This is a genomic window from Allobosea sp. TBD101 (assembly GCF_059817965.1).
The window spans coordinates 1903005-1915731 of record NZ_CM187543.1 but is presented as its reverse complement, the minus strand read 5'-3'; the positions used below and the strand labels follow the sequence as shown (position 1 = coordinate 1915731).

General features: G+C 66.6%; 13 protein-coding genes. 10 read left to right on the top strand and 3 right to left on the bottom strand.

What is annotated here, in order from left to right; genetic code table 11:
- Positions 1-72: 72 nt before the first annotated feature.
- Entirely contained in the window at positions 73-1788 is a 1716-nt protein-coding gene (locus AC6RIC_RS09145) for an AMP-binding protein (protein ID WP_499735935.1), read from the bottom strand.
- A gap of 213 nt (positions 1789-2001) precedes the next feature.
- Entirely contained in the window at positions 2002-4086 is a 2085-nt protein-coding gene (locus tag AC6RIC_RS09140; protein ID WP_499735934.1) for an elongation factor G, read from the bottom strand.
- Between the two features lie 421 nt (positions 4087-4507).
- Here AC6RIC_RS09140 and AC6RIC_RS09135 point away from each other — a divergent pair, with 421 nt between their 5' ends.
- Positions 4508-4711, top strand: a complete 204-nt coding sequence (locus tag AC6RIC_RS09135; protein WP_499735933.1) for a hypothetical protein — start codon at positions 4508-4510, stop codon at positions 4709-4711.
- 215 nt (positions 4712-4926) lie between these two features.
- Here AC6RIC_RS09135 and AC6RIC_RS09130 read toward each other — a convergent pair whose 3' ends face one another.
- Positions 4927-5715 (bottom strand): SDR family NAD(P)-dependent oxidoreductase, encoded by a 789-nt coding sequence (locus tag AC6RIC_RS09130; protein ID WP_499735932.1) that lies wholly within the window; start codon positions 5713-5715, stop codon positions 4927-4929.
- Between the two features lie 176 nt (positions 5716-5891).
- Between AC6RIC_RS09130 and rplS the strand changes: the two genes are divergently transcribed.
- The 9 genes from rplS to leuD all read left to right on the top strand — a co-directional run bounded on the left by rplS (position 5892) and on the right by leuD (position 12708).
- On the top strand, positions 5892-6287 hold the full coding sequence (rplS, locus tag AC6RIC_RS09125; RefSeq protein ID WP_199088077.1) for a 50S ribosomal protein L19: 396 nt from the start codon (positions 5892-5894) through the stop codon (positions 6285-6287).
- A 177-nt stretch (positions 6288-6464) separates the two neighbouring features.
- Positions 6465-6914, top strand: a complete 450-nt coding sequence (locus tag AC6RIC_RS09120; protein WP_454656001.1) for a MarR family winged helix-turn-helix transcriptional regulator — start codon at positions 6465-6467, stop codon at positions 6912-6914.
- Positions 6911-8545, top strand: a complete 1635-nt coding sequence (locus AC6RIC_RS09115; RefSeq protein ID WP_499735931.1) for an efflux MFS transporter permease — start codon at positions 6911-6913, stop codon at positions 8543-8545. The genes AC6RIC_RS09120 and AC6RIC_RS09115 overlap by 4 nt, the downstream gene beginning before the upstream one ends.
- Positions 8546-8560: 15 nt before the next feature.
- Positions 8561-9604 carry an HlyD family secretion protein gene (locus tag AC6RIC_RS09110; RefSeq protein WP_499735930.1) on the top strand — a complete coding sequence of 348 codons (1044 nt, stop codon included), beginning with the start codon at positions 8561-8563 and terminating at the stop codon, positions 9602-9604.
- A gap of 79 nt (positions 9605-9683) precedes the next feature.
- Positions 9684-9836 carry a hypothetical protein gene (locus AC6RIC_RS09105; protein ID WP_454655998.1) on the top strand — a complete coding sequence of 51 codons (153 nt, stop codon included), beginning with the start codon at positions 9684-9686 and terminating at the stop codon, positions 9834-9836.
- A gap of 108 nt (positions 9837-9944) precedes the next feature.
- The gene (leuC, locus tag AC6RIC_RS09100; protein WP_499735929.1) at positions 9945-11363 is read left to right on the top strand and encodes a 3-isopropylmalate dehydratase large subunit; all 1419 of its coding nucleotides are present in this window, start codon (positions 9945-9947) and stop codon (positions 11361-11363) included.
- 23 nt (positions 11364-11386) lie between these two features.
- On the top strand, positions 11387-11632 hold the full coding sequence (locus AC6RIC_RS09095; RefSeq protein WP_454655996.1) for a hypothetical protein: 246 nt from the start codon (positions 11387-11389) through the stop codon (positions 11630-11632).
- Positions 11632-12078, top strand: coding sequence for a metallopeptidase family protein (locus AC6RIC_RS09090; protein ID WP_499735928.1), 447 nt, complete (start codon positions 11632-11634; stop codon positions 12076-12078). Before AC6RIC_RS09095 ends, AC6RIC_RS09090 begins: the two co-directional genes overlap by 1 nt.
- Before the next feature lie 27 nt (positions 12079-12105).
- A complete protein-coding gene (gene leuD / locus AC6RIC_RS09085; RefSeq protein ID WP_454655994.1) occupies positions 12106-12708 on the top strand; it encodes a 3-isopropylmalate dehydratase small subunit in 603 nt (200 codons plus the stop codon).
- Positions 12709-12727 lie beyond the last annotated feature (19 nt).

Sequence of the window (12727 nt, the reverse complement as noted above, 5' to 3'; positions counted from 1 at the left end):
CGATCTCCGGCAGATGGCCGTTATTGCGGATAAAGAAGGAATCGACCGGCGTGATCGGCTCGTCGCCCAGCGTCAGCGCTTGGCGACGACCTCCTCGCGCAGCGCCCGGCGCAGCACCTTGCCGACATTGGTCTTCGGCAGGCTCTCGCGGAAGAAGATCTGTTTGGGCACCTTGTAGCCGGTCAGGTTCTCCTTGCAGAAGGCGCGTAGCGCATCCGTCGTCAGGGTCGGGTCCTTGCGCACGACGAAGGCGGTGACCGCCTCGCCCGAATGCTCGTCCGGCAGGCCGATCACGGCCGATTCCAGCACGCCCGGATGCGCGGCCAGCACGTCCTCGACCTCGTTCGGATAAACGTTGAAGCCGGAGACCAGCACCATGTCCTTCATCCGGTCGACGACCTTGACCTGCCCGTCCGGCAGCATGACGCCGACATCGCCGCTGCGGAAATAGCCGTCGGCCGTCATCGCCTTGGCGGTCTCGTCCGGGCGGTTCCAGTAGCCCGCCATGACCTGCGGGCCGCGGATGCAGATCTCGCCGGCCTCGCCCATCGGCATGTCGTTGCCCTCGGCGTCGCGGATCGCGATCTCGGTCGAGGGGATCGGATAGCCGATCGTGCCGCTGAACTCGGTCAGGTCGGGCCGGTTGATGGTGGCGATCGGCGAGGTCTCGGACAGGCCATAGCCCTCGATGATCGGGCGCCCGGTCACGGCCTTCCATTGCTTGGCGACCGCAGCTTGCGTCGCCATGCCGCCGGCCACCGCGAAGCGCATCTCGGAGAAGTCGACTTGCCTGATCTCGGGATGGTTGGCGAGCGCGTTGTACAGCGTGTTGACGCCGGAGAAGAGCGTGAAGCGGCTCGCCTTCAGTGTCTTGATGAAGCCGGGAATGTCGCGGGGGTTGGCGATCAGCAGGCTCTTGGCGCCGATGCGCAGCATGAACATGCAGCAGCAGGTCAGCGCGAAGATATGGTAGAGCGGCAGCGCCGTCACCATGACATGCTGGTAGTCGCTGCGGCCGAGCGGCGGCTCCAGCACCCATTCCAGCCAGAAGCCGGCCTGCTGCACATTGGATGCGACATTGCGATGCGTCAGCGTCGCGCCCTTGGCGACGCCGGTCGTCCCGCCGGTATATTGCAGGAAGGCGACATCGTCCGGCACCACCGTCACCGACGCCATCCGGGCGCCGCTCTGCAGAACCTGCTGGAAACCGACCGAGCCCGGCAGGTTGTAGGGCTTCACCACCTTCTTGATGCGGCGCGCGACGAAATTGACGATCTTGCCCTTGAAGCCCATCAGGTCGCCGGCCGTGGCGACGACGATGGCGTCGAGCTTCAGGTTCGGCTTGGCCTCCTCGACGACATGGGCGAAGTTCTCGATCACCACGAGCACCCGCGCCCCGGCATCGTTAATCTGGTGGGTCAGTTCGCGCGCGGTGTAGAGCGGGTTGACGTTGACGGCGGTGAAGCCGCCGAGCAGCACGCCGAAAAGCGCCGCCGGATAGGCCAGGATGTTCGGCATCATCAGCGCGACGCGGTCGCCCTTCTTCAGCCCCTTGGCCTGCAGCCAGCCGGCGAAGGACTCGGCCGCCTGGCGGGTCTCGGCGAAGGTGATCGTCTTGCCGAAGCTCTCGAAGGCCGGGCGACTGGCATAGGTCGAGCAGGCAAAGCGGATCAGGTCCGCCAGCGTGCCGACCTTGGCCTCGTCGAGTTCCGGCGGAACGGCCGGCGGATAATGCGCTAGCCAGGGGCGCAGGGCGTTCCTGGCCTGCGTGGCGCCGGTCGCAGTCATAATTCCCTCCCTCTCGCCCGGTTAGCCGCCTCGCGACGGGTTCCGGTGCATTTTGATGATCGTACAGTGCGGAACGGTGGTCGGGAGCGCAAGCACCCGCCATCAAAGACCATACAATGTTCACATCTAAACAGTTCACCTCGCGCGAAATCAAGCCCGATCCGGGAGCCAATGAATGGCTCCCGGTGGGAAGGACGGGCGTTTTCTCTGGAATCAGCGCCCTTGGGCGAGGGCGAGTGCCTGGGCTGAGACCACGGCCTCGGCCGGCTTGCCGGCGAGTTCCGCGAGATGGTCGAAGCGTGCGCTGAACGAGCCGACACCGGACGTGGCCGAGCGCAGTTCGACGATCAGGCCGGTCATTTCCGCTTCCGGCACCAGCGCCTTGATCTGGTCCCAGCCGCGCCATCCGGGCCGCGTGTCGTAGCCGAGGATCTGCCCGCGCCGGGCGGAGATCAGGGCCGAGGCCCGCGACATCGCCTCCGACGGGATCACCACGTCGACGGAGAGGATCGGTTCGAGCAGCACCGGCTTCGCCTGCGGCATCGCTTCGTTCATGGCGAGCCGCGCCGCCTGCCGGAACGCCATGTCGGAGGAATCGACGGTGTGGTAGGAGCCGTCCGTCAGCGTCACAGCGACATCGACGATCGGGAAGCCGAGCGGCCCCTTCTCGCAGAAATCGCGCATACCGGCCTCGACCGAGCCGATATACTGGCGTGGCACGACACCGCCGGTGATCCTGTCGACGAACTGGATGCCCTCCCCGCGCGGCAGCGGCGCGACCTCGATCACCACGTCGCCATACTGGCCATGGCCGCCGCTCTGCTTGCGATGCCGGCCGCGCGCGCCGGCCTGGCCCCGGATCGTCTCGCGATAGCCGACCTGCGGCGCCTTGCTGGCGACGGTGACGCCATAGCGGCCGGCGAGCTTCTCCAGCGCGACGCGCAGATGCATCTCGCCTTGCCCCGACAGGCGGGTTTCGCTGAGCTCCGGCACCTGTGTCACCGCCAGCGCCGTATCCTCCTCGGTCAGGCGCTGGAGCGCAGCCGCCAGCCTGACATCGTCCTTGCGGTCCTTCACCGCGATGGCGAAGGCATGCACGGCTTCCGGCGGCGCGACCGCGCTGACCACGCTCGCCCGCGCCTTGCCCAGCATGAAGGCTTCGCCCGTCGCGATGCCGTCGAGCTTGGCGAAGCCGGCGACCTCGCCCTCCTCCGCCGCAGGCTTCCGGCTCTGCTCGGCCCCCTTCAGGGAAACGACGCCGGCGATGCGCGCCTCGACACCGCCCGACGAGGTCACGACATCGCCCTCCGCCAGCCGGCCGCGCATCACCCTGGCCAGCGAGAGCTTGCCGCCCTGGCTCGAATGCCAGGTCTTCATCACCTGCGCGAGCGGCGGGCCTTCGGGCAGGATGCCGGTGCGTCCGCGCGTTTCGGCCAAGCTCGGCGCCTCATGCCTGAGCGCCTTGAGCAGCCGCGTCACGCCATTGCCGCGCTCGGCCGCGCCGATCAGCACCGGCACGACATGGCGATGCTGCAATTCGCGCGCGAGATCGTCGAAGACGCGGTCGCGCGGCGGCTCCATATCCCCCAGCAATTCCTCCATCAGTTCGTCGTCGTAATCGGCGAGCCGCTCCAGCATCGAGAAGCGCGCTTCCTTCTCGCGGCCCGCCTCGTCGGCCGCCAGCGGCACGATCTCGCTCGGCGCATGCTCCCGGTAGATGAAGGCCCGCTCCAGGGCGAGGTCGATGAAGCCGACGGCGATACCGTTCTTCCAGATCGGGATCTGGCGCAGCAGCAGCGGCGTCCGCGAGGCCCGTTGCAGGATACCGAGCGTCTCGCGCACCCGGCGCGAGGCCGTGTCGATCTTGTTGAGGAACAGGAAGCGCGGGATGTCGGCCTCTTCCAGCTCGCGCAGCACGAGCTCCAGCGCCGGGGCCTTGCGGTCATCCGCCTCGCAGACGACGACGGCCGCATCCACCGCCGGCAGCACATGGCGCATCTCGTGCAGGAACTCGACCGAGCCGGGGCAATCGATGAAATGAAAGGTATCGCCAAGGAAATCGACGGCCGCGACGGTGGGTTCGGTGCTCATCTGATGCGCGCGCGCCTCAGGCGCCGCATCGCCGACCGTGTTGCCGCCCTTGACCGTGCCGGTGCGGGTGAGCGCGCCGCATCGCATCAGGATGCTTTCGAGCAGCGTCGTCTTGCCGCTCTGGAAGGGGCCGACGATCGCGATGCATCGCGGCCCCGCACGTCGGGTACCGGCTGCGGAACCGCCATTCTGTGCCGATGCGGGCATGACTTCCTCCTTCGGGGCTGGCCGCGATGGAGGAGAGGTTCGAGCGGCCCCGGCTCCGGCACGGTGGAAGCCGGCGGGAACAGCGAATGCGCTCACGCCGGATGGGCGGCGGTCGCTCGGGCCCGACAGGGTCGGGCGGCCGTCGGAGAGGCAGTTGAGGAGAGGTTCGCGCCGATCCGGAAAGGACGCAAGCGCTTTGTCGGTGGCAGCAGCGGCTCGCAGGCTCCGCCCCTGCTACGCCCGTCGACACGGGGCGCGGCTATCCTGCCGCGGTGACCTGTGATTTCATCGCGCTTCCGCCGGACCGCACTCACCGGGAAGCGCGGACGACAAGCTCACGGCTCCGTGCGCCGCAGCCGGAGGACATGGAGGGTCGTCCGGCATTCCACGGAGCGAGCCGCTGGCGCGGCGGCGATGGAACATGGAGAACCTGCCGATGCCTCAGAACGCTTCGCAAGTTGACCTGGACGAACGCATCGCCCTCCTCAGGCGCAACATCTCCGAGCTGATGGAACAGGCGACGGGAGCCTCCGGCGCCGCCGTGGAAGAGGCCCTCGCCAACCGGCTCAGCGAGCAGCAGGACATGCTCAACGAGCTGCTGAAGAAGCGCGAAGCGATGGAATAAAGGCGTTTTCTCTGATCCGCCGGATCTCTTGCACCGTCCTTGTCATTCCGGGGCGCGCCGCCGGCGCGAACCCGGAACCCACGACCGGGTGAGGCATCAGATGTCTGCGGGGCGCGGCTCGGCCGGTCGTAGGTTCCGGGTGCTTCGCTGCGCGAAGCCCCGGAATGACAAAAGCAGAGCTCGAAGCTGCTGCGATCTCGTTTCAGCGCGACCTTTCAAAGATTACGGCGTTCGCCACGGAGCGTCGCAAGCCCGATGCCGGCAGCGTCGAAGCCGCCATCGACGGCCAGCACCTGCCCAGTGATGTAGGTCGCCCGGTCCGAGCAGAGGAAGAAGATCGCCTCGGCCAGCTCCTCCTCCAGCCCATAGCGGCCGAGCGGCACGGCATCGCGATAGTCCGCCCGAATTTCCGGGCTGTGCACCGCCTTGGCCATCGCGGTCTCGACCGGCCCCGGCGCGACTGCGTTGACGCGGATGCCAAACCCCGCAAGCTCGACCGCCTGCTGCTTGGTGAGATGCGCCAGCGCCGCCTTCGAAGTGCCGTAGGCGACCCGCAGCGTCGAGCCGCGCAAGCCCGAGATCGAGGTGATGTTGACGACGGCGCCGCCGCCATTGTCGGCCATGGCCCGCGCCGCGAGCTGCGTCGCCAGGAACGGGCCGGTCAGATTGACCGCCAGCACCCGCTGCCACTCGTCATGGGTCGTCTCCAACAGGGGCTTGAACACCGCCGTGCCGGCATTGTTGACGAGGGCATCCAGCCGCCCGAAGCGCTTGGCCATGCCGGCGAAGGCCGATTCGAGCTGCGCCGGCATCGCCACGTCGCAGGTCAGCACCAGCGTCCGCTCCGGCGCGGCGATCTCTGCCGCTGCCCGCTGGAGGCCGGCCCCGTCGATATCGAGCAGGCCGACTTGCCAGCCCTCAGTCAGGAAGCGCTTGGCGGTGGCGAGGCCGATGCCGCGCGCGGCGCCGGTGACGAGGGCGGTCTTCGGAGTGGTGTCGGGCATGGCATCTCGTCCGCTGGCGTGTCGCTGCCGCCAACGCTATGCATGCCGGCAGCGTGGCCAACAAGCCGGCATTGCCGCTCGACAAATGCTGCGCGCTCCTGTAAGGCCCCGCACTCAACTGAAAACAGCGAGCCGAAAGCCCGCGCTTCCGCGCGAATACGGCCATGGAGAGACCCATGAACATCATCGAACAGCTCGATGCCGAGCAGATTGCCAAGCTGAGCGAAGGCAAGGCCATTCCCGCCTTCCAGCCCGGTGACACCGTGCAGGTCAACGTCAAGGTCAAGGAAGGCGAGCGCAGCCGCGTCCAGGCCTATGAAGGCGTCGTGATCGCCCGCAACGGCGGCGGTCTCAACCAGAGCTTCACCGTCCGCAAGATTTCCTATGGCGAGGGCGTCGAGCGCGTCTTCCCGCTGTTCTCGCCGAACCTCGACTCGATCAAGGTCATCCGCAAGGGCAAGGTGCGTCGCGCCAAGCTCTATTACCTGCGTGATCGTCGCGGCAAGTCGGCCCGTATCGCCGAGCGCGTCGACGCCAAGCCCGCCAAGGGCCAGAAGGCTTCCGGCAAGTAAGCCGAAGCCTCAGCGCAACGAGATTGAAACGCGGTCCTTCGGGGCCGCGTTTTTTTGTGCCTGAAGCTGCGCCCAGACATTCCATCAACGCATATCGATAGAAATAAATTCCACTTGATATGCACCTTATGCGCATATAAGCATGCAAATCATTAGCATGCTATTTATGTTGACGCTATGGATCTTACCCAGCTTCAGGCCTCGTTCACCGGCGAGCTTGCCGCCGTCAACCGCAAGCTGCGCGCGCTCGTCGACGACCGCGCGCGTGACATGGGCCTGACCCTGTCGCGCGCGCGCCTGCTGATGGAGCTCGCCAAGGCGGACGGCCCGACCCAGTCCGATCTCGCCGGTTTGCTCGATATCGAGCAGCCGACGTTGGTCCGGCTCCTCGACGGGCTTGAGCGTAACGGCATGATCGAGCGCCGCACGGTCGAGGGCGACCGCCGCGCCCGCCGCGTCTTCCTGACAGAGACCGCCCGCGCCCAAGCTCAGGATATCCTGGATTTCCTGGCCGAATTGCGCGCCGGCATCCTGCAGGGCATCGCACCGGAAGAGCTGGAAGCGGCGCTCGACGTCCTGCGCCGCACTTCACGCAATATCGCGGCAGGCCGGAGCGCCGCCCCATGAGCGCGTCCGAAGCCTCCGCAACGCCGGCCGCATCGCCGCCGGCCCCGGCAGGTCTGACGATGCCGCCAGCCCGCGCGCTGGCCTACATGCTGGCTTCGGTGACGCTGGCGATGACGCAGCAGATCGGCGCGAACCTGGTCAACACCAATGTCTACCAGATCCAGGGCGAGCTCGGCGCCACCCTAGCCGAGACGAACTGGCTGATCGCCGCCTACATGGCCCCGAACGTCTCGCTCTCGCTCGCCCTGATCAAGATCAGGATGCAATACGGCCTGCGCAATTTCGCCGAGATGAGCCTCGCGGGCTTCGTTCTCGCTGCCTTCCTGAACCTTGTCTTCGTCCATGACCTGCCATCGGCCGTGGTCGTGCGCTTCATGAGCGGCATGGCGGCGGCGCCGATGTCGTCGCTCGCCTTCTTCTACATGATCGAGCCCCTGCCGCCGCAGAAGAAGCTCACCGTCGGCCTGTCGCTGGCGCTGACCAACACCACGCTCGGCATCCCCGTGACGCGGCTGATCTCGCCCTGGCTGCTTGATCTCGGCGGCTTCCATGGCCTCACCCTGTTCGAGATGGGCCTGGCGATGGTTGCCTTCGGCTTCGTCTTCGCCTTGCCGCTGACCACGCCGCCGCGGGTGAAATGGATCGGCCCGCTCGACATCGTCAGCTACCTGCTGATCGCAATCGGCTTCGGCGCCATCGCGGTCGCGCTCAGCCTCGGCCGGATCTACTGGTGGTTCGAGGCGCCCTGGCTCGGCATGCTCTTCGCTCTCGCCGTCATCTGCCTGACGCTGGCGGTGATCGTCGAATTGCACCGTGACAGCCCGCTCATCGACATCCGCTGGCTGACCAGCCCGGCGACGTTGCATTTCGCCTGCGCCATTCTCCTGATGCGTATCGTGCTCGCCGAGCAGACGGTCGGCGCCTCCAACTTCTTTCAGGCGCTCGGCATCCAGAACGAGCAGACGATGCCGCTCTACGCGGTCATCCTCTGCGCGATCCTGGCCGGCGGCCTGACCTGCGCGCTGCTGCTGCGGCCCGGACGCGAAAACTGGTTCTACGGCACGGCACTCGCCTGCGTCGCGCTCGGAGCCTGGCTCGACAGCGGCGCCACCAGCCTGACCCGGCCGCACGATATCCGGCTGAGCCAGGCGCTCGTCGCCTATGGCTCCGGCCTGTTCCTGCCCGCGGCGATGGCTCAGGGCATGGGCGGCGTCATCACGCGCGGCCCGATCTTTATCCTGAGCTTCATCACCGTTTTCCTGTTCACACAAAGCATTGGCGGCCTGCTCGGCTCGGCGCTTTTCGGCAGCTTCATCACGCTGCGGACGGCGTTCCACTTCAATGTGCTCGCCGAGCATTTCGTGCTGTCCGAGCCGCTCCTGGCCCAGCGCCTCAGCCATTTCGGCAGCGTCTATGGCCATGTCCTGAGTGACCCGGCACTGATGCGCGCGGAGGGCGTCACCCTGCTCACGCAGCGCGCGGCGCAAGAGGCGATCGTACTCGCTTACAACGACGCCTTCATGCTGATCTCCGCGATCGCAAGCCTCGCTCTCGTCGGGCTCCTCTGCCACGTCGCCTTCCTGCAGCTACGCAAGCGTTCCGGCGCAACCAGTGCTCAACCCGCCCTCTGAACGTCCAGCCCCGCCATGACCCGCATCCTCCGCTCCGTCTCGACCTACATTGCACTCGCCATCGGCCTCGTCGGCCTCGGCATCATCCTCTACGCTTGGCGGCTGCCGCCATTCACCAGTGCCGTCGAGGTGACCGAGAACGCCTATGTCCGCGGTCAGGTCACGCTCATCGCGCCGCAACTCGCCGGCTATGTCGCCGAGGTGCCGGTACAGGATTTCGCAGCGGTGAAGCGCGGCGACCTGCTCCTGCGTATCGACGACCGGATTTTCACCCAGAAGCTGGAGCAGGCCCGCGCCGGCCTCGCCGCACAGCGCGCCGCACTTGCGAATTCCGACCAGTCACGCGCCGCCGCCGAAGCCCGCCTGCGCGCCGCCGAGGCCAATGTCGCCAGCGCCGAGGCCGCCTTGCGCACCGCCGAGGCCAACTGGGGCCGCATCGAGCCACTGCGCGAACGCGGCGTCGTCAGCCAGACCTCGACAGACCAGAGCCAGCAGGCGCTCGACCAGGCTCGTGCCGCGATCACCGCCACCAACGCGGCCGTCGATGTCGCTCGCCAGGACATCCAGACCGCCATCGTCAACCGTCAGTCGCTGGTCGCCGCGGTCGAGGGCGCGGAGGCCGCGGTCCATCTCGCCGAGATCGACCTGAGCAATACCCGCATCACCGCGCCGCAAGACGGGCGGCTGGGCGAGGTCTCGGCAAGGCTGGGCCAATATGTTTCTGCCGGCACGCAATTGATGGCGCTGGTACCGGATCAGGTCTGGGTCATCGCCAATTTCAAGGAGACGCAGCTCGCCGGCATGCGCACCGGCCAGCCTGTGAGCTTCACTGTCGACGCGCTCCGCCACGCCGTCCTCACGGGCAAGATCGAGCGCTTCTCGCCGGCGGCCGGCTCCGAATTCAGCGTCATCCGGCCCGACAACGCGACTGGCAACTTCATCAAGATCGCCCAGCGTGTGCCGGTCCGCATCACAGTCGACCCCGGCCAGCCGCTTGCCGAACGCCTGGCGCCCGGCATGTCCGTGGTCGTCAGCGTCAATACCTCTGCGTCACGCTGATGGCCAGGCTGCAACGGCATCGATTGTCCGGCTTGATTGGAACTGCTAAACAGTAGCCATGTCGCCGTGTGAGCATCCTATGCAGCGCTTCAGCGCCGTGCAGGCAGAGGGCCATCTGCCGCCCCTGCCGACGACGCAGGACTTTGCCGCGCTGCATGACCATGCCCGTTTGCCCTGGCGCTTTTTCGGCCGCTTTACCGCTTCCATTGCCGCAGGCCTTACCGGCGCCTGAGACCGGCCGCTTCCGTGCGGCCGGCGACAGGCGAACCGTTTTTGCGTGCCGGCCCAAAGCGAGCCGGCGCATGATTTCCCGCAGATTTCCGCAGACCGAGAACAAGCCATGACCGCGACCAAGGGTCCCCAGACGCTCTACGACAAGATTTTCGACGACCACGTCGTCGACCGGCAGGATGACGGCACGTGCCTGCTCTATATCGACCGCCACCTCGTCCATGAGGTGACGAGCCCGCAGGCCTTCGAAGGCCTGCGCATGACCGGCCGCAAGGTCCGCGCGCCCGAGAAGACGCTCGCCGTCGTCGACCACAACATCCCGACGACCGACCGCACCAAGGGCATCGCCGAAGAGGAAAGCCGCATCCAGGTCGAGGCGCTCGCCAAGAACGCCCGCGACTTCGGCGTCGAGTATTTCAACGAGCTCGACAAGCGCCAGGGCATCGTCCACATCGTCGGCCCCGAGCAGGGCTTCACCCTGCCCGGCACCACGATCGTCTGCGGCGACTCGCACACCTCGACGCATGGCGCCTTCGGTGCCCTCGCCCACGGCATCGGCACCTCGGAGGTCGAGCATGTGCTCGCCACCCAGACGCTGATCCAGAAAAAGGCGATGAACATGCTCGTCCAGGTGGACGGCACGCCTGCGCCCGGCGTCGGCGCCAAGGACATCACGCTCGCGATCATCGGCGAGATCGGCACCGCCGGCGGCACCGGCTCGGTGATCGAATATGCCGGCGAGGCTATCCGCGGCCTGACCATGGAAGGCCGCATGACGGTCTGCAACATGTCGATCGAGGGCGGTGCCCGCGCCGGCATGGTCGCGCCGGACGAGAAGTCCTTCGCCTATCTGAAGGGCCGCCCCAAGGCGCCGCAGGGCGCCGCCTGGGATGCGGCCGTCCGCTACTGGGAGACGCTGCGCACCGACGAGGGCGCGCATTTCGACCGCGTAGTCCGCCTCGACGCCGCCAACCTGCCGCCGATCGTCTCCTGGGGCACCTCGCCTGAAGACGTGATCTCGGTCACCGGCGCGGTTCCGGATCCGGAGCTGATCGCCGACGAGGTCAAGCGCGCCTCGAAAAAGCGCGCGCTCGAATATATGGGCCTGACCGCCGGCACGAAGATCACCGACATCCCGCTCGACGTGATCTGGATCGGCTCCTGCACCAATGGCCGCATCGAGGACCTGCGCACCGTAGCGAAGATCGTCGAAGGCAAGAAGCTCCATGAGAGCCTGGACTACGGCATGATCGTTCCCGGCTCCGGCCTGGTGAAGGAGCAGGCCGAGGCCGAAGGCCTCGACAAGATCTTCATCGCCGCCGGCTTCGAATGGCGCGAGCCCGGCTGCTCGATGTGCCTCGGCATGAACCCGGACCAGCTGAAGCCCGGCCAACGGGCAGCCTCGACCTCGAACCGCAATTTCGAGGGTCGTCAGGGCTATCGCGGCAGGACGCATCTCGTCTCGCCGGCGATGGCGGCGGCGGCGGCCCTCACCGGCCGCTTCGTCGACGTCCGCACGCTGGGCTGAGGCGGACAGGCGGGGAACTGACCATGTCGAACGATCCCCGTGAAGCCGGCCGCGAAGCCGAATCCAAGGCGGCGCTGGACCGGGTCAAGCGCGACAGCGAAAGCCTGCTCGGCTCCTCGATGGGCCGGGCGGCCGATCACTTCTCGGGCGCCGATGCGCCCGAGGGCGACAAGGTCGAGCTCTGGGGCCGGCGTATCGGCCGCTCTCTCTCGCTCCTCGGCGTCATCGTGCTGGCCTGGTGGCTCGGCCACCAACTGAAAATCTGGTGATGGGCAAGACCGTGGACGCCAGGGTCACGAAATCGGCTGAGATCGACTGGGACGGCGTCAAGGCGCCGTCGCAGGATGCGTTCGAGGTTCTGGCTCAGGCCGCCTTCGACCGCCTGCCGGAGGAGTTCCGCGCGCTCTGCTCGGACGTGATCTTCAACGTCACCGAGTTTCCCGAAGACGACGTGCTGAAGGAGCTGGAGGCGGAAAGCCCGTTCGACCTGCTCGGCCTGTTCAGCGGCGTCGGCCTGCCGCAGCAGGGTTTCAGCCCCCAGACCGGCCAGATGCCCAATACCATCCATCTCTATCGCCGGCCGATCCTCGACTACTGGGCCGAACATGACGAGAGCCTCGGCTCGATCGTCACGCATGTCATGGTCCACGAGATCGGCCACCATTTCGGCTTCTCCGACGAGGACATGGAAGCCATCGAACAGGTGGCCGGCTGAGCCCGGCCAAGAGCAAGGACAAGAACCATGCAGCCCTTCACCACCCTGACCTCGACGCCCGCGCCCATGAAGGTGGTCAATGTCGATACCGACATGATCATCCCCAAGCAGTACCTGAAGACGATCAAACGCACCGGCCTGGGCACCGCTTTGTTCTCGGAGATGCGCTACAAGGATGACGGTTCGGAGAACCCGGATTTCGTGCTGAACCAGCCGGCCTATCGCAAGGCGGAAATCCTCGTCGCCGGCGACAATTTCGGTTGCGGCTCCTCTCGCGAACATGCCCCTTGGGCGCTGCTCGATTTCGGCATCCGCTGCGTGATCTCCACCAGCTTCGCCGACATCTTCTACAATAACTGCTTCAAGAACGGCATCCTACCGATCAAGGTCACGCCCCAGCAGCTCGACATGCTGTTCGACGATGCCGAGCGCGGCTCCAACGCGACGCTGACGATCGACCTCGAGAAGCAGACGATCAAGGGCCCGGACGGCGGCGAGATCACCTTCGAGATCGACCCGTTCCGCAAGCACTGCCTGCTCAACGGCCTCGATGATATCGGCCTGACCATGGAGAAGGGCACGAAGATCGATGCCTTCGAGGAAAAGCTGAAGCAGCGCGCCTGGGCCTGAGGAGCAAGTCTCGGTTCGC

Excerpts from the sequence above, each read along its gene's own strand:
- AC6RIC_RS09090 (WP_499735928.1), top strand. The coding sequence starts at position 11,632 with ATGGGCAAGACCGTGGACGCCAGGGTCACGAAATCGGCTGAGATCGAC.
- AC6RIC_RS09130 (WP_499735932.1), bottom strand. The coding sequence starts at position 5,715 with ATGCCCGACACCACTCCGAAGACCGCCCTCGTCACCGGCGCCGCGCGC.
- rplS (WP_199088077.1), top strand. The coding sequence starts at position 5,892 with ATGAACATCATCGAACAGCTCGATGCCGAGCAGATTGCCAAGCTGAGC.
- AC6RIC_RS09110 (WP_499735930.1), top strand. The coding sequence starts at position 8,561 with ATGACCCGCATCCTCCGCTCCGTCTCGACCTACATTGCACTCGCCATC.
- AC6RIC_RS09135 (WP_499735933.1), top strand. The coding sequence starts at position 4,508 with ATGGAGAACCTGCCGATGCCTCAGAACGCTTCGCAAGTTGACCTGGAC.
- leuC (WP_499735929.1), top strand. The coding sequence starts at position 9,945 with ATGACCGCGACCAAGGGTCCCCAGACGCTCTACGACAAGATTTTCGAC.
- AC6RIC_RS09105 (WP_454655998.1), top strand. The coding sequence starts at position 9,684 with ATGCAGCGCTTCAGCGCCGTGCAGGCAGAGGGCCATCTGCCGCCCCTG.
- AC6RIC_RS09120 (WP_454656001.1), top strand. The coding sequence starts at position 6,465 with ATGGATCTTACCCAGCTTCAGGCCTCGTTCACCGGCGAGCTTGCCGCC.
- leuD (WP_454655994.1), top strand. The coding sequence starts at position 12,106 with ATGCAGCCCTTCACCACCCTGACCTCGACGCCCGCGCCCATGAAGGTG.
- AC6RIC_RS09115 (WP_499735931.1), top strand. The coding sequence starts at position 6,911 with ATGAGCGCGTCCGAAGCCTCCGCAACGCCGGCCGCATCGCCGCCGGCC.
- AC6RIC_RS09140 (WP_499735934.1), bottom strand. The coding sequence starts at position 4,086 with ATGCCCGCATCGGCACAGAATGGCGGTTCCGCAGCCGGTACCCGACGT.
- AC6RIC_RS09145 (WP_499735935.1), bottom strand. The coding sequence starts at position 1,788 with ATGACTGCGACCGGCGCCACGCAGGCCAGGAACGCCCTGCGCCCCTGG.
- AC6RIC_RS09095 (WP_454655996.1), top strand. The coding sequence starts at position 11,387 with ATGTCGAACGATCCCCGTGAAGCCGGCCGCGAAGCCGAATCCAAGGCG.